Genomic DNA, 20,548 nt, shown 5'->3' with positions numbered 1-20,548 from the left:
CCGCCGGTGCGGGCGGAGGGCCCGGCCCTCGCTCACCTCGGGATGCTCAGCCCTCCTCTGGCGGCCGGGTGATCACCCGGTCCTCGAGGTAGCAGCTGCAGTTTCCGCATCCCGGCGTCGTCTCCGCCATCTCTGCCCTCCCTCACCTGTCACGTGCCTTCGACCGTACGGCAGGCCCGGCCGGCGGAGAGGACGCGGGGAGGACACAGTCGCGGGACCCGTCAGGTCAGGACGACCTCCACCTCCAGGTCACCCTCGCCGGTCTCCAGGACGAACTCCTCGACCGCGCCGGCGGAGCACAGGTCGTCCTGGGCCGCCCGGACCAGGTCCGCCCGGGCGCCGGTGACGGTCAGCCGGCGGACCTCGGCCCGCATGGAGAGCTTGGCGTCGGACTTGGCCCGGCGGACCCGGCCGAGCACGCCCGCCACGGCGGGGAGCAGGTCCGGGTCGCCGCCGGAGCCGTCCGGCACGGGCCAGGAGGCCCGGTGGACCGAGCCCTCCCGCCACCAGGACCAGACCTCCTCGGTGACGAACGGCAGGAACGGCGCGAAGAGCCGGAGCATGACGTCCAGCGCCCGGCGCAGCGCGGCGCGGGCCGAGCGGGCCGCCGCGCCACCGCCGGAGCCGTCGCCGTAGGCCCTGGCCTTGACCAGCTCCAGGTAGTCGTCGCAGAACTCCCAGAAGAACCGCTCGGTCCGCTCCAGCGCCCGGGTGTAGTCGTAGGCCTCGAACGCCTCGGTGGCCTCGCGGACCACCCCGTCCAGCCGGGCCAGCATCGACAGGTCGAGCGGCTCGGTGATCTCGCCGTCGGGACCGCCGTCCGGGCCGCCGAAGCCGAGCACGAACCTCGACGCGTTCAGGATCTTGATCGCCAGCCGGCGGCCGATCTTGATCTGGCCGGTGTCGAAGGCCGTGTCGGTGCCGGGACGGCCGCTGGCCGCCCAGTAGCGGACCGCGTCGGAGCCGTGCTCCTCCAGCAGGCCCATCGGCGTGACGACGTTCCCCTTGGACTTGGACATCTTCTTGCGGTCCGGGTCGAGGATCCACCCGGAGATGGCCGCGTTGCGCCAGGGCAGCGTGGCGTGCTCCAGGTGGGAGCGGACCACGGTCGAGAACAGCCAGGTTCGGATGATCTCGTGGGCCTGCGGGCGCAGGTCCATCGGGAAGACCCGCCGGAACAGGTCGTCGTCCCGCTCCCAGCCGCCGGCGATCTGCGGGGTCAGCGACGAGGTGGCCCAGGTGTCCATGACGTCCTCCTCGCCGGCGAAGCCGTCCGGCTTGCCGCGCTGCTCCTCGGTGTAGCCGGGGGGCACGTCGCTGGAGGGGTCGATCGGGAGCATGGACTCGTCCGGGACGATCGGCGAGGAGCGGTCGGGCTCCCCGTCCGAGTCCAGCGGGTACCAGACCGGGATCGGCACGCCGAAGAAGCGCTGCCGGGAGATCAGCCAGTCGCCCGCCAGGCCCTCGACCCAGTTGTCGTAGCGGACCCTCATGTGCGGCGGGTGCCAGGACAGCTCCGCGCCCCGGGCCAGCAGCGCCTCGCGCAGCTCGCGCTCGCGCCCGCCGTTGCGGATGTACCACTGGCGGGTGGTGACGATCTCCAGGGGCTTGTCGCCCTTCTCGTAGAACTTCACCGGGCGCTTCACCGGCCTCGGCTCGCCCTCCATCTCGCCGGAGGCGCGCAGCAGCTGCGCGATCCGCTCACGGGCGGAGTGCACGGTCTTGCCGGCCAGCTCGCCGTACGGCTCGGCGGGCACGCCCTGCGGCGGCTCGGGGAGCAGCCGGCCGTCCCAGCCGATCACCGCCCGGGTGGGCAGGTCCAGCTCCCGCCACCAGACGACGTCGGTGACGTCGCCGAAGGTGCAGATCATCGCTATGCCGGAGCCCTTGTCGGGCTCGGCGAGGCGGTGGGCGAGCACCGGCACCTCGACGCCGAACAGCGGGGTGCGGACCGTGGTGCCGAACAGCGGCCGGTAGCGCTCGTCGTCCGGGTGGGCGACCAGGGCGACGCAGGCCGGGATCAGCTCGGGCCGGGTCGTCTCGATCCAGATCCGCTCCCCCGACGGGGCGGTGAAGGCGATCCGGTGGAAGGCGCCGGGGTGCTCGCGGTCCTCCAGCTCGGCCTGGGCGACGGCCGTGCGGAAGGTGACGTCCCAGAGTGTGGGCGCCTCGGCCACGTACGCCTCGCCGCGGGCGAGGTTGCGCAGGAACGCCCGCTGGGAGGCGGCCCGCGCGCGGCCGTCGATGGTGGCGTAGGTCAGCGACCAGTCGACCGACAGGCCCAGCCGCCGCCACAGCTCCTCGAAGGCCTTCTCGTCCTCGATGGTGAGCTTCTCGCACAGCTCGATGAAGTTGCGGCGGCTGATCGGAATCTGCTGCCTGCCGGGCTCGGCCGGGGGCCGGAAGTCCGGGTCGTAGGGGACGGACGGGTCGCAGCGCACGCCGAAGTGGTTCTGCACGCGCCGCTCGGTGGGCAGGCCGTTGTCGTCCCAGCCCATCGGGTAGAAGACCTCACGGCCGCGCATGCGCTGGAAGCGGGCGATCGTGTCGGTGTGGGTGTAGGAGAAGACGTGGCCGACGTGGAGGGATCCGGAGACCGTCGGCGGCGGGGTGTCGATCGAGTAGATCTCCTCCCGCGTGCGCGAGCGGTCGAAGCGGTAGGTGCCCTCGGCCTCCCAGCGGCCTACCCATACGGACTCCAGGCCGGCGAGAGTCGGTTTCTCGGGCATGGGCGCATGGCGTGGTCGCTGATTCGTCATGCTTCCCAATGGTATGGCTTCACATGATCCGCCGCCGGGGGAGACTAGTGTTCGTTACCTGAGGGGAATCATGCGCAGGGCGGCGGCGCCGCCCGGGGAGGAGACGCACCGTGCCCGACGAGAAGGAGAAGCAGGACCTCGCCTGGAAGGCCGTCGGCGGCCTCGTGGGGTTCGCCACGGCGTGGGCGGTCAAGAAGGCCCTCGGTTTCGCCTGGGAGAAGACGACCGGGAAGAAGCCTCCGGCGGACCACGACTCCCTCGACGTCAGCCTCGCCGAGGCGATCGGGTACGCCGTGGTGATGGGCGTGGGCATGCAGGTGGCGCAGATCGTGATGGCCCGTACCGCCAGGAAGCGCTACGACGCCTGGAAGGCCCTGAAGGAGGCCGCCAAGGACGTCGTCGACTGAGAGAAGAGGTCCGGTCTCTTCCTGGCGGTGCGGGTCGCCGCGGTGACGCCGGTGACGCGTCAGGACTCCAGCGCCGTCAGGAACTCCCTCGCCCAGTGGTCCACGTCGTAGGTGGCCACCCGCCGGCGGAGCGAGCGCATCCGCCGGGACAGGTCGTGCGGGGTGGCCCGCATCGCCGCGAGCATCGTCCGCTTGAGGCCGTCCACGTCGTAGGGGTTGACCATGAACGCCTGCCGCAGCTCGTCGGCGGCCCCGGCGAACTCGCTGAGCACCAGGGCTCCGCGCAGGTCGTGCCGGCAGGCGATGTACTCCTTGGCCACCAGGTTCATCCCGTCGCGCAGGGGCGTGACCACCATCACGTCCGCCGCGAGGTAGAGCGCGGCCAGTTCGTCCCGGCCGTAGGACTGGTGCAGGTACTGCACGGGCTGCTGGCCGATCTCCCCCTGCTCGCCGTTGATCCGGCCGACCTGGAGCTCGATCGAGTCGCGCAGCCGCACGTAGGCCTGGACCCGCTCCCGGCTGGGCGTGGCGATCTGCACGAAGACCGCCTCGCCCGGCTTGATGGAGCGGTCGGCGAGCAGCTCGCCGAAGGCCTTCAGCCGCTGGCCGATGCCCTTGGTGTAGTCGAGGCGGTCCACGCCGAGCAGGACGTACTCGGGTTCGCCCAGCTCCGCGCGGATCTCCCTGGCCCGGGCGACGATGTGCGGCTCGCGGACCAGGGTGTCGAGCTCGCCGAAGTCCACCGAGATGGGGAACGAGCCCGCCCGCACCACCCGGCCGTCCTCGGTGTAGATCTCGTGCTTCTGGTGGTTGAGGCCGAGCATGCGCCGGCAGAGCCGGACGAAGTTGGACGCCCCGCCAGGACGCTGGAAGCCGACCAGGTCGGCGCCGAGCAGTCCCTCCAGGATCTCCCGCCGCCACGGGAGCTGCTGGAAGAGCTCGCCCGGCGGGAACGGGATGTGCAGGAAGAACCCGATGCGCAGGTCGGGGCGGAGCTTGCGGAGCATCGCCGGGACCAGCTGGAGCTGGTAGTCCTGGATCCACACCACGGCGCCCGGCTCGGCGGCCTCGGCGGCGGCCTGGGCGAAGCGCTCGTTGACGGTGCGGTAGGCGTCCCACAGGACGCGGGAGTAGACCGGGGTGGCCACCACGTCGTGGTAGAGCGGCCAGAGGGTGGCGTTGGAGAAGCCCTCGTAGTAGAGCTCCACCTCCTGCCGGGAGAGCGGGACGGGGATGAGGTGCATCCCGTCGTGGTCGAAGGGGTCGAGGTGCTCGTCCGGGGCCCCGTGCCAGCCGATCCAGGCGCCTTCCCGGCGCTGCAGTACGGGGGCGATGGCGGTGACCAGTCCGCCGGGGCTGCGCCGCCACATGTCGTCTCCCACCCGGTCGACGGGGAGACGGTTGGCGACGATCAGGAACGAGCTGGTGCTCGTCACAAAATCCTCCAGGTAGTCGACTTACCCCGTCAACTACCCCATTTCGGCGATTTTATGACTTTCCGGACGGTAGAGCACGGTTACGACGCAGGTCGTCACGGACCGTGTCCGCGAGCCTCCTCGTCGCCGCCCGGTTGAGCGCGCCTCCCGCCACCGCCCCGGTCAGGAACGGGCCGAGCGTGGTCAGGTGCCGGCCGAGCGTACGCATGAGCCGGTTGCGCAGGGCGGTCTTGGCCGCGGTGCCGAGGGCGAGGGTGACGGAGGCGGGCGAGAGGGGGTCCACGCCGCGCTGCTTGGACCAGGCGGTCACGAAGGCGACGGCCCGCTGGCCGCCGGTGCCGGGGACCTGCACGCCGTACACCTCGTGCAGCTCGGCGATGAGCTTGACCTCGATCGCCGCGACCACCAGGGTCTCGGCGACGAGCTGGGCGGGGGCGGAGAGCAGCAGGGGCGGGGCGGCGAACTCGGCGGCCGCGAGGGCCCCGCCGATCGCGCCGACCGCCATGGTGGCCTTGGCCGCGGTGCGCACGAGGTCGTCGGCGAGCGGCTCGGCGGTCAGCCCGTGGTGGTGCTCGGAGAGGGTGGCCAGGTCGCGGATCGGGATGCGGGGGGCGACGGCCATGAAGACGTCGGCGAGCCAGCGGCCCCGGCCGATCCCGGTCCGCCTCGCCTTCTTCGCGCCCTCGGAGAGGGCCTCCGTCAGACGGCCGAGCAGCCGGCGCCGCTCGGCCCTGTCCATGTCACCGCTCTCGGCGAGCCGGCCGACGATCTCGGCGACCTCCCGCTCCGCCGAGCCGGCCGGCTCCCCTGCCGTGGAACCGGCCCGCTCGGCACCGGTCCGGTCGTTGTCCGACGTCATGTGCGGAACCTCCTCAGGGCGTGTCCTCGGTCGCGGCCCCTACCCCTGGGTGAAGGGACACACCTTAGGACAGGCCGTCGGAACGGTCGTCAGGCCGCGCACTCCCGGCAGATCTGCTGGCCGTTCTTCTCCACGGCGAGCTGGCTGCGGTGGTGCACCAGGAAGCACCGCGCACAGGTGAACTCGTCGGCCTGGCGAGGAATCACCCGGAGCGAGAGCTCCTCGTTCGACAGGTCCGCGCCGGGCAGCTCCAGCGACTCGGCGAGGTCGGTCTCGTCGATGTCGATGCTGCCCGAGGACTTGTCGGTGCGGCGCGCCTGCAGCTCCTGCAGGCTGTCCTCGCTGAGGTCGTCGTCGGTCTTGCGTGGACTGTCGTAGTCGGTAGCCATCGGTCTGCTCTCCCCCTCATCTATCTGTCTGCGCCCGCTCGCGCCTTGTAACGTCCGAGAGGTCCTTCTTGTGCCCGAACCGGCGGAGAGATTCCTGCTTCGGTACCCCGCCTGAACAAGCGCTGAACCTCCTCACACGCGAGGGACCCGCCACCAATGGGCATGGTTAGCCAAATATGGCCGGAACCACAGCATTAGCGGCATGCACCACCGTGTTCGACGGCACATCCAACCACATGTGCGGCGTGAGCGAGACGCCCCCCGCCGGATCAACGCGACTGGAGTCTCACGGTGACCACGAGACCGCCTCCGTCCCTGGGGACGGCGGTCACGTTGCCCCCGTGAGCCCGCACGACCGCGCGCACGATGGAGAGCCCGAGACCCGCTCCCTTGGCCGAGTCGACGCGGTCGGCGCTGAGCCTCCGGAACGGTTCGAACAGGTTGCCCACCTCGTACGCGGGCACATGCGGCCCCGTGTTGGCCACCTGAACAAGCAGAGCGCCCTCCACCATTCCCGTTCGCACCCAGACTTTTCCGGATTCGGGAATGTTGTACTTGATGGCGTTCTCCACCAGGTTGGCCACGCACCGCTCCAGCAGCACCGGGTCACCCACGGTCGTGGCGCCGCGCAGCTCGGTGACGACCTCGACCCCGGCCTCCTCGGCGCGCGGCGCGAGCTGCTCCACCGCGGTCTCGGCCACGTCCTCGACGTCCACCGGCTTGCGCACGCTCAGCTCGCGCTCGCTGCGGGCCAGCAGCAGCAGGCCCTCGATCAGGCGCTCGTTGCGGGCGTTGACCTCCAGGAGGGTACGGCCCAGCGCCTTGAGGTCCGCCGACGCCTCAGGATCGCCCAGGGCGATCTCCAGGACCGTCCTGTTGATCGTCAGCGGGGTGCGCAGCTCGTGCGAGGCGTTCGCCACGAACCTGCGCTGCGTGTCGAAGGCGACGTTGAGCCGGGTCAGCATGGCGTCGAAGGTGTCGGCCAGCTCCTTCAGCTCGTCGTTGGGGCCCTGCAGGTCGATGCGCTCGTGGGCGAGGGTGGAGTCGGAGAGCGTGCGGGCGGTCGCGGTCATCTTCTGGATCGGCCGCAGCGCCCGGTCGGCGACGACGTAACCGATGATCAGCGCGAAGATGCCGACGCCGACCAGAGCGAGCAGGGATCGGGACAGCATGTGCTCGCGGGCGGCGATGATCGCCGCGTAGCGGTGCGTGTCCCACCACCGCTGGAACTTCAGGGCGTCTTCTTCCGGGTAGTCGACGAAGTCCCGGGCCGGAGGCCACGCCACGTCGATGGACCAGGCCACCATCACGTACATGACGAACAGCAGCACCGCGCCCGCGACGAAGAACAGCGCGCCGTAGGTGAGGGTGAGCCGCCACCGGATGCTGATCCTGTTCGTGACCGCCTTCGCCCGCTCCAGGAGGGGCACCTGCATCGGCGCGGCGCCCACCGGGGGCGGGCCGTCCCAGGCGGGGGGTCCGCTCGGCGGCGGTGGCTGAGGGCCCGCCGGGCGACCGGCCGGCGCCGCCTGCGGCCCCCGGCGCTCCCCACGCTCGGAGTGCGGGCTGATCATCGGGTGCGTCGGCACGGCGTTCCCCGCCTCCTCCGCCGGGCCGAACGCCGGCCGTTCCTCCGGAGCGCCGCTCACAGCCGGTACCCGACCCCGGGCACCGTCTCGATCACCTGCGGCTCGCCCAGCTTCTTCCGCAGGGTCATCATGGTCACCCGTACCACGTTGGTGAACGGGTCGATGTTCTCGTCCCAGGCCTTGTCCAGCAGGTCCTCCTGGCTGACCACGGCGCCCTCGGCGCGCATCAGCTCCTCCAGGACCGCGAACTCCTTCTTGGTGAGATTGATCTCCTGCCCGTCCCTGGTCACCAGGCGCTTGCCCGGGTCCAGCCGGATCCCGGAGCGCTCCAGCACCGGCGGGAGCGCCGGGGCCGAGCGGCGGCCCAGCGCGCGCACGCGCGCGACCAGCTCGACGAAGACGAAGGGCTTGGCCAGGTAGTCGTCGGCCCCCAGCCCCAGGCCCTCCACCTTGTCGTCGACGTCGCCGGAGGCGGTCAGCATGAGGATGCGGGAGGCGGTCCGGCCGGCCACCAGGCTGCGGCAGACCTCGTCCCCGTGGACCTTGGGCAGGTCCCGGTCGAGCACGATCACGTCGTAGTCGATGTAGCTCGTCTTCTCCAGCGCGGCGGCCCCGTCGTAGGCCACGTCCACGGCCATCGCCTCGCGCCGGAGCCCGGTCGCGATCGCGTCGGCGAGCACCCGCTCGTCCTCCACCACAAGCACCCGCACGACCCCTGACACCTCCGCTGAGAAAAACCGGGAACAGTCCGGGAAACCCGCGCGCACGACCGCCGGGACGGTTTCCCGCCATCGCCCCATTGTCGCCCCGCCGCCCGTAAGCCTGCGGTAAGGCCCCCGCCAGGAGAGACACCCGGACGGTGATGTACCGCACACCCATGTTTAGGACTCGCGAAGCAGTGGGTACAGGCGTAGGCACCCCTTTTCCGCCGAATGCTTTTCGGAGCCCGTAAGAAAGAAGGTGAGATGGGCGAGTTCACCACCACGATCGAGCACCGCCTCGACCAGGCCTACAAGCACCTGCAGGAGGCCCGGTCCACCGGCGACGACTACCTCGCCGACACGCTCACCGCAGAGATCGAGGACCTGCGCCGGCTGGCCACGGACAACGGCGTCTGCCTCCAGCACTGACGGAAGCCCCAGAACCTGACGGAAGAACGCCGGAGGGCGCCTCCCCCGCGGGGCGGGGGAGGCGCCCTCCGGCGTTTCCCGCTCCAAGACCCGGCCGGGACCTCGAGCAGGGTCACCGTGACCCGGGCATCACCGTGACCTCGGCCTCTCCGGACCGTGATCGCACGGGCTCGTCCCGGAGCCCCGCCGGCGCGCTCTCAGGCGTCCCGCTCGGGATCGAGCGGGACCAGCAGGTCGTGGAGCTCCTCGAACAGTCCCGGCGCCGCGCAGATCGTCAGCTCCGGGCTGCACGGCCTGCCGTTCAGGCCGCCGATCCTGGCTCCCGCCTCGGTGGCGACGAGCCCGCCGGCCGCCCAGTCCCAGTACTGCGGTCCGCGCTCGTAGTAGCCGTCCACCCGCCCGGCGGCGAGCGCGCACAGGTCGGAGGCGGCCGAGCCGCCCCGGCGGATGTCGCGCACGCGCGGCAGCACGTGCGCCAGCACCTCCGCCTGGACCGCGCGCCGGCCCGGCTCGTAGCCGAAGCCGGTGGCGATCAGGGCGCGCTCCAGCGGCACCCCGCTGTTGCAGCGCAGCCGCTCACCGCCCAGCCAGGCGCCCTCGCCCCTGGCCGCGGTGAACACCTCGCCGCGGGGCACGATGTTCACCACGCCCGCGACGACCTCGCCGTCGGCCTCGACCGCGATGCTCACCGCCCACTCGGGCACGCCGTACAGGAAGTTGACCGTCCCGTCGATCGGGTCGACGATCCAGCGGACCCGGCCTTCGCCGGTGGCGCCGCCCTCCTCGCCGAGGATCGCGTCGTCCGGCCGGGACTCCTTGATCCTGGCGCGGATCAGCTCCTCCGAGGCCCGGTCCAGTGCCGTCACCACGTCGGTGGGGCTGGACTTGGTCGCCAGCACCTCGGGCCGGGCCGGCCGCTTGGCCAGGAGCATCTCCCCGGCCTCGCGGGCGATCCGCTCGGCCAGCTCCAGAAAGTCCACGGCGCTCCAACTCGTCATCGCTCACCACTCCTCAACCGGTGCACGCCCCCATCGTCCCCCGCGGCCGTACGGCGTGCCGCGGCGGGTTCCGCGACTCCCCCGGCCGAGGCCGCGACCGTGGCCCCGGTGCGGCCCCGGTGCGGCCCCGGTGCGGCCCCGGGCACGGCCGGGGCCATCGCCGCGGGCGCGGGTCAGGAGAGCGACTCCGGCCGCTTCCACTCCTGGCCGAGGACGTGCTGGGCGAGGAAGGCCAGGACCGTCTCGTACCAGACGACGGCGTTGCCCGGCTTGAGCACCCAGTGGTTCTCGTCGGGGTAGTACAGGAACTTCGACTCCACACCGGAGCGCTGCAGGTCCCACCAGAGGCGCAGGCCCTCGCCGATCGGCACCCGGTAGTCCTTGTCTCCGTGGATCACCAGCATCGGCGTGGCGATCTTCTCCAGCGACAGGTGCGGGGAGAGCTCGGCGTACAGCTCGGTGCCCGGCCTGCCGAACTCGCGCTGCCAGTACATGGACGCGTCGGTGGTCCCGGCGAACTGGTCCAGGTGCCAGAGCGAGGCGTGGGTGACGATCGCCCGGAACCGGTCGGTGTGCCCGGCCACCCAGTTGGCCATGTACCCGCCGAAGGAGCCGCCCATCGCGGCGGTGCGCCCGGCGTCGACCTCGGGCAGCTCCAGCGCCGCGTCGGTGATCGCCATCAGGTCGGCGTGGGTGCGCGGTCCCCAGTCCGCCCAGCCGCGCCGGATCATCTCGGGCCCGTAGCCGGTGGACAGGCACGGGTCGGGCAGCAGGACGGCGTAGCCCTGCTCGGCCATGATCCACGGGTTCCACCGCCACGACCAGTCGTTCCAGCTGGACAGCGGGCCGCCGTGGATCCAGAGCAGGAACGGCGCCGGGCTCTCGGCCGAGGCGCCCTCCGGGAGCACCAGCCAGGCCCGGATCTCCGCGCCGTCGTCGGCGGTCGCGGTGACCTCCCGGAGCGTGCCGGGCAGCTCCAGCGCCGGGGCCGGGGACGGCAGCTCCTCGACCGCCCCCTCCGCGGTGATCCGCACCGGGCCCGCCGGCCGGTCCACGCCGCTGCGCAGCGCGTAGACGGCGCCGTCGGGCGCGGCGTTGAGCGAAGAGTAGGCCGCGTCGTCGGGCGTGAGCCGTACCGGCTCGGAGCCGTCGGCCGGGACGCGGAAGACCGGGCGGCGGCCCCGGTGGTCGGCGGCCACGTACAGCGAGGCCGAGTCGGGCGCCCACACCATGTCCGAGGGCCACAGCCCGCCGCCCGCGGCGTGCCCCTCGCCGGTGGCCAGGTCCACGATCCAGATCGTGACCTCGGGGATCTCGGTCGTGGAGGCGTGCCTGCTGCGCACGCAGGCGGCCCGGCGGCCGTCGGGCGAGACGGCGAGCGGCCCCTCGAAGTCGTGGCCGTCCTGGCTCGCCAGGACGCGGCGGGCGCCGCCGTCGGCGGTGTCGATCAGGACCAGCTCGGAGCGGAGCTCCCCGGCCGGCAGCGGGACCGACCAGGTGGCGACGACCGCGCTCCCGTCCGGGACCACCTCGTAGGAGGCGTTCGTCAGCGCCTTGCCGGGCGAGGGGGTGAGGTCCCGCACCCCGCTCAGCCGGTCGTCGCCGAGGACGCCGGCGAACAGGCGGGGCTCGCCGGGCCCCAGGTCGTGGTCCCAGTAGCGCACCGGGTAGCTCTCGTGCAGGATCGCGCTGATCCCGGCCTCCTTGCGGGCCTTGCGCCGCTCGGCCTCGGTGGCCTCGTCCCCGGGCAGGACGTCGGAGCCGAAGACGACGACGGACCCGCCGGTGGCGAAGCCGCCGATCCCGCCCGGCCGGGAGGCGATCTGCCGGGCCTCGCCGCCGCCCATGGGCAGCAGCCAGAGCGCGGGCGCCTCCTCGTCGGGGTCCTTGACCGTGGGGTCGGGGCGGCGCGAGCCGAACAGCACGTCGCCGTCCGCGGTGAACTCCGCTCCGGCCTCGCCCTTGACGGATCGGGTCAGCCGGTACGGCGAGCGCCCGTCGAGGGGGATCTCCCACAGGGCGGTCCCGTAGGACCTGCCGTCCGGGTTGAGGGCCTGCACCACGCTCACCAGACGGGTCCCGTCCGGGGAGAGCCGCAGGGACAGCACCCGCGGCACGCCGACATAGTCACGCATGTCAGAAAAAGGGGTCACGTCACCGAACCTACCTCCACCACGCGGACCGTTCACCTGTCCTCCGCCCCGCCCCTGCCCCGCCCCTGCACCGCCTCACCGCCCGGTGCCGTCCCGTCACCCGGCGCCGGACGGCGCCGTCCGCCACGGCCCGGTTCCGGCGCCGCCGTGCCGGAGGACTGCCCGTGATGGGGTTTGATGAGTGCCATGGGGACTGTGGGGAGTTACGACGCACTGCTCGTCGTCTCGTTCGGTGGTCCGGAGAAGCCGGACGACGTGATGCCTTTCCTGGAGAACGTGGTGCGGGGGCGGGACATCCCGCGTGAGCGCCTGCTGGAGGTCGAGGCGCACTACCAGCGCTTCGGCGGGGTCAGCCCGATCAACCAGCAGTGCCGCGACCTGATCGCGGCCGTCGAGCCGACCGTCGACGTGCCGGTCTACTGGGGCAACCGCAACTGGCACCCCTACCTGGAGGACACGCTCCGGCAGATGGCCGCCGACGGGATCAAGCGGGCCGCGGCCTTCGTCACCTCGGCCTACAGCTCCTACTCCGCCTGCCGGCAGTACCTCGACGACATCGCGCTGGCCCGCGCGGCCGTGGAGGGCGCCCCGGAGGTCGTCAAGCTCCCGCACTACTACGACCGCCCCGGTTTCGTCGCGGCCATGGCGGACCACACCCGCGAGGCGCTGGAGCGGCTGCCCGCCGCCTGCCGCGACGGCGCGCGCCTGGTCTTCACCGCGCACAGCGTCCCGCTCTCGATGGCCGCGACGTCCGGGCCGTCCGGCGGGGCCTACGAGGCCCAGCTGCGCGAGGCCGCGCGGCTGGTCGTGCAGGCGCTGGGCGGCGACCGGGAGTGGGACCTGGTCTGGCAGAGCCGGAGCGGCCCGCCGCACGTCCCGTGGCTGGAGCCCGACGTCTGCGACCACCTGCGCGGGATCGACGCCCCCGCGGTGGTGCTGGTGCCGATCGGCTTCGTCTCCGACCACATGGAGGTCGTCTACGACCTCGACGTGGAGGCCGCGGACCTCGCCCGCGAGATGGGGCTCCCGCTGTCCAGGGCCGCCACCGTGGGCACCCACCCGAGCTTCGTCGCGGTGGTCGGCGAGATGCTGGCCGAGCCCGAGCCGCCGGCCTGCCCGGCGAACTGCTGCCCGGCCCCGCCGCGCCGGCGCCCGCACGCGTGACCGTCCCGCCGGTCCGGCCGGGCGGACCGGCGGCCGGTAACGGGCGGGAGGTCCGGTCTCCGGCGGCGGCGCCGTCTCACGGATAGGCGCGGGCGTAGGTCACCGCACCGTCCCGGCGGGCCTGCGGCGGCGCCGTCTCACGGGTAGGCGCGGGCGTAGGTCACCGCACCGTCCCGGCGGGCCTGCGGCGGCGCCGTCTCACGGGTAGGCGCGGGCGTAGGCATCGGCGAGGCCCAGGACCTTCCTGACGTACGACCACGAGTGGTTGTAGAACCAGACGGCCTTCTCCAGCTTCTTGCCGCCCTGGCCGGCGCCGTTGGCGCACAGGTAGTTGGCGGCCGAGGGGACGGCGTCGTAGGGGCTCCAGATGTCCGCGACGCCGTCGCCGTCCCCGTCCACGCCGTAGGCCTTCCAGGTGGCGGGCATGAACTGCATCGGCCCCTGCGCACCCGCCGACGACGGGCCGTTGTTTCGCCCGTGCGAGCTCTCCACCTGGCCGATCGCGGCCAGCACGGTCCACGACAGGCCCGGGCAGATCTCGGCCGCCCTGCGGTACAGCTCCAGGTAGTCGCCGGGCCGCCCGACCGTCGCCCGGCGCGCCGCCCGCGCCCCGGTCCGGTTCTCCTCCCGTGCTCCCGAGTCCCCCGGCCCGCCCGCCGTGCCCACCGTGACGACCTGGGCGCCCTCGCCCAGCAGCTTGCGGGCGCCGGTCGCGAGCCCGGTCGTCGCCTCCGCCGGGCCGTGCACCAGCAGCGCCACCCCGGGGAGCAGGCCCATCCGCCGCCCGGTCTCCCGGCTGACCAGGCCGTCCACCCCGGTCAGGCCGAAGCGGGCCGAGGCCGCGAGCCGGAGCCGGGGGCCGCCGTCCACCTGGTAGTGCGAGCCGAGGACCAGCCCGAAGCGCCGGACCGCCGAGCCGTCCGCGACCAGCTCTCCGCGGGCCAGCGCGTCCCACACGCCCTGCTCCCGCGCCACCGCCCCCGGCGCCCAGGAGCGGAAGCGCTCCGGATCGACCGCGAGGAGGTTGACGGCGACCCCGGAGATCCGCACGGCCCCGCCGTCGAACGCCTCGGCCTTCCGGACGTGCTCGAGCCCGGCGATGTCCTGCCTGGTCCGCTCGGGCAGGGTGGAGAGGGAGACCACCATCAGCCGGGGCGGGGTCAGGGCGAGGCCGGACCCGCCGGAGGCTCGGTCCGGCCGCGAGGGCGCGGCGGTCGCGGGAGCGGTCGAGGAAGGGTGCGCGGGGCCGGTCGCGGGGGGGTGCGTGGAAGCGGTCCCGGACGGGTGCGTGGGACCGGTCGCGGCCTGCGGGGAGAGCTCCCGCAGGTCGGCGAGGCCGGGACCGGGCGCCGCGCCGGGAGGGCCGCCCGGCTCCTGTCCGGCGGCCGTGGTGAGGCCTGCGGGGCGGACGGCCACCACCACGGCGCCCGCCGCCGCGATGAGGGCGACCAGTCCCACCAGAATCACAACGAACACCCGCGATCCGGGAAGAGGCGGGCGATCGTTCACGTTGCCCCCTGCGGGCCGTACAGCATGCCACCTCGGGGAAAACCACTTGCCCGGCTGCCGTCCGGTGCGACATCGTCGACGCGATCCACGCCCGGGGCGGCGTGCGGAAGGGGAACATCGGTGGTCGGGCCGTACCGGGAGCTGTTCAGCACGCCCGGAGTCAAGGGTTTCGTGATCTCGGGCTTCGTCGGGCGGATGCCGATGTCGATGCTGGGACTCGGCATCATCGTGCTCATCGAGACCCTGACCGGGTCGTACGGCATGGCGGGCGCGGTCGCAGCCACCGTCAGCGTCTCCTATGCCGTCGCCGCACCCTTCTCCGGGCGCCTGGTGGACAAGTTCGGTCAGGCAAGGGTAATCGTCCCGCTGACCCTCGTGCACGGGAGCGCGCTGGGCGCCCTGATGCTCTGCGCGGAGTTCGGCGCGCCCCGCTGGACGCTGTTCGCCACGGCCCTGGTGACGGGCACGTCGGCGGTCTCCCTCGGCGCGCTGGTGCGCGCCCGCTGGGCCCACGTGCTGGCGGGGTCGGACCGGCTGCACACGGCCTTCTCGTTCGAGTCGGTCGCCGACGAGATGATCTTCGTCGCCGGCCCGGCGCTCGCCACCTCCCTGGCCACCATGGTCAACCCCTACGTCGGCCTGATCGTGGTCCTGGTCTGCACGGTGGTGGGCACCCTCGCCTTCTCCCTGCAGCGCGGCTCGGAGCCGCCGGCCCGCCGGGGCGAGGCGCACTCCGGCACCCCCATCACGATCCCCGGCGTCGCCCTGCTGTCGTGCGTCTTCCTGGGCATGGGCGCGGTCTTCGGCTCGATGGACCTGATCACCGTGGCGTTCGCCGAGGAGCGGGGCGTGCCGGCCGCCGGCGGGCTGCTGCTGTCCGCCGTCGCCGCCGGGAGCCTGATCTCCGGCCTCTGGTACGGCGCGCGGCGCTGGAAGCTCTCCCTGCGCGGCCGGTTCGTCCGCGCGCTGGCCGCGTTCGCCGCCGGGTTCGCCCCCGTGGCCCTGGTCGGCGACCTGCGGGTGATGGCCGTGGCGCTGTTCGTCGCGGGCCTGTCCATCTCCCCCACGATCATCACCGGCTACGCGCTGATCGAGCGGCTGGTCCCGGCCCACCTGCTGACCGAGGGCATGTCCTGGCTCTCCACCGCGATCGGGTTCGGCGTGGCGCTCGGCGCGTGGGCCGCGGGACGGCTCACCGACGCGTTCGGCGCCTCCAACGCCTACGGCTTCTCCCTGCTCTGCGCCCTGCTGGCGGCGGCCGTCGGCGTCGCGGGCTCGGCATGGCTGCGTACCACTGTCGCTCAGCAGAAACCATGAGTATCGTTCACGTTCATGCGCGCGTTCCGTAACTGGGCGGGCAACCAGTCCGCCGTGCCCGCCGAGATCCGCACCCCCTCCTCGGTGGAGGAGGTGGTGCGGGCCGTACGGGACGGCGCGGCCTCCGGGCGGCGGGTGCGCATGACCGGCACCGGCCACTCGTTCACCGGCGTCGCGCTGACCGACGGCCTGCTGCTCCGGCCGGACGCGCTGACCGGGATCCGCGAGACCGGCGAGGGCTGGGTGACGGCGGCGGCGGGCACCCCCCTGCGGGTGCTCAACGAGGAGCTCCACCGCCGGGGCCTGGCCCTGGCGAACATGGGCGACATCACCGACCAGACGCTGGCCGGGGCGATCCAGACCGGCACCCACGGCACCGGCCGCGACGTCGGTGGCCTGGCCGACCAGGTCCTCGCACTGGAGATGGTGCTCGCCGACGGCGAGGTCGTCACGGTCCGCGCGGACGCCGCCGAGGAGGCCGAGCGGGACCTGTTCGACGCCGCCCGGGTGGGGCTGGGCGCGCTCGGCGTGCTGACCGCCGTGACCTTCCGGGTTGAGCCGTCGTTCCTGCTGCACAGCGTCCGGGAGCCGATGGCGCTGAGCGCGATCCTCGACTCGCTCGACGCGCTCACCGCCGCCAACGAGCACCTGGACTTCTTCTGGCTCCCGCACACCGACACCTGCCTGACCAAGCGGAACAACCGCAACCCGGGCCCGGCGGACCCGCCGGGCGCCCTCCGGCACTGGCTGGACGCCGTGTTCATGGAGAACACCCTGTTCGGCGCGCTCTGCGGGATCGGCGCCCGCCTGCCCGGCGTCATCCCCCGGCTCAACGCGCTCTCCGCGGCGGCGCTGTCGGCCTCCGCCTGCACCGACGCCTCCTACAGGGTCTTCACGAGCGTGCGGAGCGTGCGCTTCCTGGAGATGGAGTACGCCGTCCCGCGCGAGCACCTCGGCCGGGCGTTGCGCGAGACCCGCGACCTCGTGGCGGCGGAGGGCTGGAAGATCAGCTTCCCGGTCGAGGTGCGGGTCACCCCGGCCTCCGGCGCGTGGTTGTCGACCGCCTACGGCAGGGACACGGCCTACGTCGCCTGCCACGTCTACCGGCCCACCCCGAACCCCGCCTACTTCGAGGGCGTCGAGGAGATCATGACCCGGCTCGGCGGACGGCCCCACTGGGGGAAGCTGCACACCCGCGACGCGGCCTACCTCGCCACCGTCTACCCGCGCTTCGCCGACTTCCTGGCGCTACGGGACCGCCTGGACCCCCGGCGGCTGTTCGCCAACGACTATCTGGACACCGTCCTGGGTCCCTGAACGGCACCGTCCCGGCACCGCCTCGACGCCACGCGCGGGCGGGCTCTTCGGCGTGCCCGGGAACCCCGGCTCCCCGCGCGGGCGGACCGCCGGGACGGGCGCTGATGCACCGCAGGCCTTCCACCCCCGGCTTCCCGCGCGGGCGGGCCGCCGGCGCAAGGCCGTGCCAAGCCGTCGCCAAGGAACGGCGTGGCCGCGCGTCGTGTCATCCCCGGCGCGGCACACTGCGCAGTGCCCGAGCCGCACCGACCCCGAGGGAGCCCGCCGCCGATGTCCTTCCTCCGCCGCCCCGCTCCGGCCCAGCGCGCAGACGCGTCCGCCGCACCGGCCCTTCCGGAGACCGGCTCCCCGCCGGCCGGGAAGGGCGTCCCGGGCGGGGAAGGCGTCCCGGGCGGGGAAGGCGTCCCGGGCGGGGAAGGCGTCCCGGGCGGGGAGGGCGCGCCGGAGGTTCCGGGCTCTTCCGCCAAGTCCCCGGCGGCACCGGAGGTTATTCGGAAGAATCCGTCGAGGACCCGAACCTGCTGCTCCACCCGGATGTCCTTTATATGGACGAACGCCCATAATGTGACTGGCGTCACATCGATGCGAGCCCCTTCCGGCAAGGCTATGTTCGGACATGCCGGGTACGGTGCTGGCAGGCAACCGGCACACGCGAGACACTCAAGGGTCCGGGGGAAGATTGAGCACGACGACGAAGGGACTCGCATGCAGGAGCTCCGACTCGTCGCGGTGAGTGAGGACGGGACCTACCTCGTGCTGGCGACGGCCGGCCGGGGGACCCGGTTCACCCTCCCCGTCGACGACCGGCTCCGCGCAGCCGTCCGCGGCAACTTCTCCCGTCTCGGCCAGTACGAGATCGAAGTGGAGAGCCCGTTGCGCCCCAAGGAGATCCAGGCCAGGATCCGCGCCGGTGAGACCGCTGAGGAGATCGCCGCCACCGCGGGCATCCCGGTCGAGCGGGTGCGCTGGTTCGAAGGCCCCGTGCTCCAGGAGCGCGAGTACATGGCCCAGCAGGCGCAGCGCTGCGCCGTCCGCCTGCCCGACGCCACCGCGCCCGGGCCCACCCTCGGTGAGCTGGTCACCGAGCGGCTGACCCGCCGCGGCGTGCCCGCCGACGAGATCGACTGGGACTCCGCCAAGCGCGAGGACAACCTCTGGCGGATCAGGCTCGGATTCGTGTGGAACGGCCACACGCGGCGCGCCGAGTGGCTCTTCGACCCCCGGCGGCGCCACATCACCCCGCACGACGACGAGGCCAGGCGCCTGTCGGCGAGCGAGTACGTCGAGCCCGCCGAGGACACCACGGTCACGCCGTTCGTGCCCCGCGTGGTGACGAAGCTCGCCCCGGTGCCCCCGCCGGCCCCGGAGCCGGCCTTCGAGTCGGCCCCCCGGTCGGCCCCCCAGCCGGCGGAGCGCCCGCCCGTGCCGTTCCCCTCGGTCCTCCGGCCGGAGGCCGGGGCGCTCCCCGCCGGCGACTCCGTTCCCGAGGCTCCCGAGGCTCCCGAGGCCGGACCGGTCCCGGCCGGGTTCCCGGCGTCCCTGTCGTCGTCCCCTTCGTCCCCGGCCGGGCCTCCGGCGGCACCGGTGCTCCCGGCTGAGTCCTCGGCGCCCCCGGTGCTTCCGGCGCCCCCGGTGTCTCCGGTCCTCCCGGCCTCCCCCGCCGCGCAGGCTCCGGCCGAGCCGTCCGGCGACGCCTACGTGCGCCCGCCGATGCCCCCGCTCCCGGAGGGCTTCGAGGCACCGCCCGTGCCCGCGGTGCCGCCGCTGCGCGCCCCCGGATCGCCCGTCCCCGAGCCGATCCGGCCCGCCGTGCCGTCCGGGCCCGCCGCGCGGGCTCCGCGGGAGGAGACCTCCGAGGACCGCAAGACCGGACCCGGCGGCTCCTCACCCACCGGACCCGCCGCGGCCATCGGACCCGCCGCGGCCGCCGGAACGGGCGCGCGGGAGCACACCGCCGCCGAGGAGGCCGAGGAGGCCGGGGCTCCGGAGAGCCCTGCCGGGCAGCGGGACGGCGGGGAGAAGCCCCGGGAGACGGCTCCCGGCGCCGCGCAGGAGGACGGGGCGGAGGCCCCGATCGCCGTGCCCGCGGCGCGCCTCAGCGCCGACCGGCCCGGCAGGACCCCCGCCGAACCGGTCAGGGAGACGGGACGGAAGGATCCCGAGCCGGTGCAGCGGAGCGTCCCTGACAAGCCCGCCGACAAGGGCCCGGCCGACAAGCCCGCCGACAAGCCGGCCGACCCGCCGAAGCCCGCCCCGGCTCCCGCGCCGGCCCGCCCGGCGAAGAGGGGCCGGGGACGCCGCGCGTCCGTCCCGACCTGGGACGAGATCATGTTCGGCGCCCGCCGCCCGGACTGACCGCACGGCCGCGGAGGACCCGTTCCCGTGCCGCCCCTTGCGGGGTCCGGCGGAACGGGGCCTCCGGGCGGTCGCGGAGGGTTCCGGAGGCCGCCCCGTGCGGGGAGGGGCCAGGGTTGTCAGTCGGAGACGACGAACGGCGCGAACCAGTCGGGGGTCACCTCGGAGACGAAGGCGACACCCTCCGCCTCACCGACGTCCAGGGCCGTGTAGCCCCCGCTGCCCGCCCCCACGCCGGCCACCACGCTCAGCAGCCCGGCCCTGCGCTGGAACCAGGTCTGGCCGAGCGTCCAGCCGACGACGGCACGCCGCTCCACCACGGCCTGGGAGCGTCGCAGCGACCCCGAGCGCACCGACAGGCGGGACCCGTCGTAGGCGTGCCCGAGCGAGCGGTAGCGGTCGAGGCCGAGCGGGACGCCGAGCAGCGCGAGGAGCAGCGCGGCGGCCACGACCCCCCACCACGGGCCGGACCAGGCCACCGCGGGCGGCAGGGCGCACGCGGCGGCCAGCAGCCACGGGAAGACGGCGCGGAACAGCCTGCGCCTGCGCGCCGCCGGAGGATGCGCCCGCAGCTCCGCCGTGATCGGCCCGACCGCCTCCCCCGTCACGTCGAGCGCGACCCCGCGCGGCACCACGGGCAGAAGCTGGCCGCGGGTCTGCGAGTCGCCCAGGCCGGTCACGATCGCCCAGGCCCTGGCCATGCCCGCCTGCCGTTCCAGCAGGCTCTCGACCAGTTCGAACCCGCGCACCCTGCGCCGTTCCAGCGACACGCTCCTGCGGGTGAGCAGTCCGCGCTCCGCGACCAGGTAGCCCTCCCTGGCCTTCAGGGTGAAGTCCCAGTTGAACAGCGCGTACACCGCCATGTCGACGGGCGGGGTGATCAGCAGCAGCAGGACGAGGGCCGCGATCAGCACTCCCCAGTGCTGCCACAACCACTCCGCGGCGTTCCAGAGGACCCGCTGTTCGATGCCGAGCTGCTCACCCCACTGGAAGGCGGCACCCACCCCGGCCGCCAGCAGTGCGAAGGGACTGAGCAGGTACGCCCCCGACAGGGGACCGTAGACGAGCCACCTGCGCGGCAACGCGAGGAAGACCTGCTCGGGGGTATCCTCGCCGACCTCGTGGCGGGCCGGCTCATGGCCGGCCGGGGCGGGGGCCGCGCCGTC

Annotated in this window: 16 protein-coding genes; 6 read left to right on the top strand and 10 right to left on the bottom strand. The window is 73.5% G+C overall.

Annotated features, from left to right (window positions below; all coding sequences use genetic code 11):
- Positions 1-221: 221 nt before the first annotated feature.
- Positions 222-2,759: a valine--tRNA ligase gene (gene valS, locus ACFOWE_RS33025; RefSeq protein ID WP_377294862.1), complete on the bottom strand. Its 2,538-nt coding sequence runs from the start codon at positions 2,757-2,759 to the stop codon at positions 222-224.
- A 110-nt stretch (positions 2,760-2,869) separates the two neighbouring features.
- On the opposite strand from valS, the gene ACFOWE_RS33020 reads away from it, so the two are divergent.
- Positions 2,870-3,166 (top strand): DUF4235 domain-containing protein, encoded by a 297-nt coding sequence (locus tag ACFOWE_RS33020; RefSeq protein WP_377294860.1) that lies wholly within the window; start codon positions 2,870-2,872, stop codon positions 3,164-3,166.
- Between the two features lie 59 nt (positions 3,167-3,225).
- Here ACFOWE_RS33020 and ACFOWE_RS33015 read toward each other — a convergent pair whose 3' ends face one another.
- The 5 genes from ACFOWE_RS33015 to ACFOWE_RS32995 form a co-directional block, all read right to left on the bottom strand.
- On the bottom strand, positions 3,226-4,602 hold the full coding sequence (locus ACFOWE_RS33015; RefSeq protein ID WP_377294858.1) for an alpha,alpha-trehalose-phosphate synthase (UDP-forming): 1,377 nt from the start codon (positions 4,600-4,602) through the stop codon (positions 3,226-3,228).
- A gap of 52 nt (positions 4,603-4,654) precedes the next feature.
- Positions 4,655-5,461 (bottom strand): hypothetical protein, encoded by an 807-nt coding sequence (locus ACFOWE_RS33010; protein ID WP_377294856.1) that lies wholly within the window; start codon positions 5,459-5,461, stop codon positions 4,655-4,657.
- Positions 5,462-5,550: 89 nt separating this feature from the next.
- Positions 5,551-5,850 carry a DUF4193 domain-containing protein gene (locus ACFOWE_RS33005; protein WP_030914836.1) on the bottom strand — a complete coding sequence of 100 codons (300 nt, stop codon included), beginning with the start codon at positions 5,848-5,850 and terminating at the stop codon, positions 5,551-5,553.
- A 269-nt stretch (positions 5,851-6,119) separates the two neighbouring features.
- Entirely contained in the window at positions 6,120-7,424 is a 1,305-nt protein-coding gene (locus ACFOWE_RS33000; protein ID WP_377295140.1) for a sensor histidine kinase, read from the bottom strand.
- A 71-nt stretch (positions 7,425-7,495) separates the two neighbouring features.
- On the bottom strand, positions 7,496-8,149 hold the full coding sequence (locus ACFOWE_RS32995) for a response regulator transcription factor (protein WP_377294854.1): 654 nt from the start codon (positions 8,147-8,149) through the stop codon (positions 7,496-7,498).
- A 255-nt stretch (positions 8,150-8,404) separates the two neighbouring features.
- Between ACFOWE_RS32995 and ACFOWE_RS32990 the strand changes: the two genes are divergently transcribed.
- Positions 8,405-8,569, top strand: a complete 165-nt coding sequence (locus tag ACFOWE_RS32990; RefSeq protein ID WP_377294853.1) for a hypothetical protein — start codon at positions 8,405-8,407, stop codon at positions 8,567-8,569.
- A 197-nt stretch (positions 8,570-8,766) separates the two neighbouring features.
- Here the strand turns inward: ACFOWE_RS32990 and ACFOWE_RS32985 are convergent, their stop codons facing one another.
- Both ACFOWE_RS32985 and ACFOWE_RS32980 read right to left on the bottom strand, forming a co-directional pair.
- Positions 8,767-9,567, bottom strand: coding sequence for an inositol monophosphatase family protein (locus ACFOWE_RS32985; RefSeq protein ID WP_377294851.1), 801 nt, complete (start codon positions 9,565-9,567; stop codon positions 8,767-8,769).
- 173 nt (positions 9,568-9,740) lie between these two features.
- Positions 9,741-11,702 carry a S9 family peptidase gene (locus ACFOWE_RS32980; protein WP_377294849.1) on the bottom strand — a complete coding sequence of 654 codons (1,962 nt, stop codon included), beginning with the start codon at positions 11,700-11,702 and terminating at the stop codon, positions 9,741-9,743.
- A gap of 204 nt (positions 11,703-11,906) precedes the next feature.
- Between ACFOWE_RS32980 and ACFOWE_RS32975 the strand changes: the two genes are divergently transcribed.
- Positions 11,907-12,884, top strand: coding sequence for a ferrochelatase (locus tag ACFOWE_RS32975; RefSeq protein WP_377294847.1), 978 nt, complete (start codon positions 11,907-11,909; stop codon positions 12,882-12,884).
- A 198-nt stretch (positions 12,885-13,082) separates the two neighbouring features.
- On the opposite strand, the gene ACFOWE_RS32970 is transcribed toward ACFOWE_RS32975, so the two are convergent.
- Positions 13,083-14,360 (bottom strand): lytic transglycosylase domain-containing protein, encoded by a 1,278-nt coding sequence (locus tag ACFOWE_RS32970; protein WP_377294845.1) that lies wholly within the window; start codon positions 14,358-14,360, stop codon positions 13,083-13,085.
- Positions 14,361-14,513: 153 nt separating this feature from the next.
- Between ACFOWE_RS32970 and ACFOWE_RS32965 the strand changes: the two genes are divergently transcribed.
- The 3 genes from ACFOWE_RS32965 (at position 14,514) to sepH (ending at position 19,382) form a co-directional block, all read left to right on the top strand.
- Positions 14,514-15,710: an MFS transporter gene (locus tag ACFOWE_RS32965; RefSeq protein WP_377294843.1), complete on the top strand. Its 1,197-nt coding sequence runs from the start codon at positions 14,514-14,516 to the stop codon at positions 15,708-15,710.
- Between the two features lie 15 nt (positions 15,711-15,725).
- Complete coding sequence (locus tag ACFOWE_RS32960; RefSeq protein WP_377294841.1) at positions 15,726-17,027, top strand: D-arabinono-1,4-lactone oxidase; 1,302 nt, start codon at positions 15,726-15,728, stop codon at positions 17,025-17,027.
- A gap of 705 nt (positions 17,028-17,732) precedes the next feature.
- Positions 17,733-19,382, top strand: coding sequence for a septation protein SepH (gene sepH / locus ACFOWE_RS32955; protein ID WP_377294839.1), 1,650 nt, complete (start codon positions 17,733-17,735; stop codon positions 19,380-19,382).
- 119 nt (positions 19,383-19,501) lie between these two features.
- Here the strand turns inward: sepH and ACFOWE_RS32950 are convergent.
- Positions 19,502-20,548 (bottom strand): PH domain-containing protein (locus ACFOWE_RS32950; protein ID WP_377294838.1); only part of this gene is annotated, 1,047 nt, incomplete at its 5' end.

Origin of the sequence: Planomonospora corallina (assembly GCF_042650625.1) — a bacterium.
GTDB classification, from domain to species: Bacteria; Actinomycetota; Actinomycetes; order Streptosporangiales; family Streptosporangiaceae; genus Planomonospora_B; species Planomonospora_B corallina.
The sequence above is the reverse complement of the archived record's forward strand: the minus strand, read 5'-3'. Positions and strand labels throughout refer to the sequence as shown.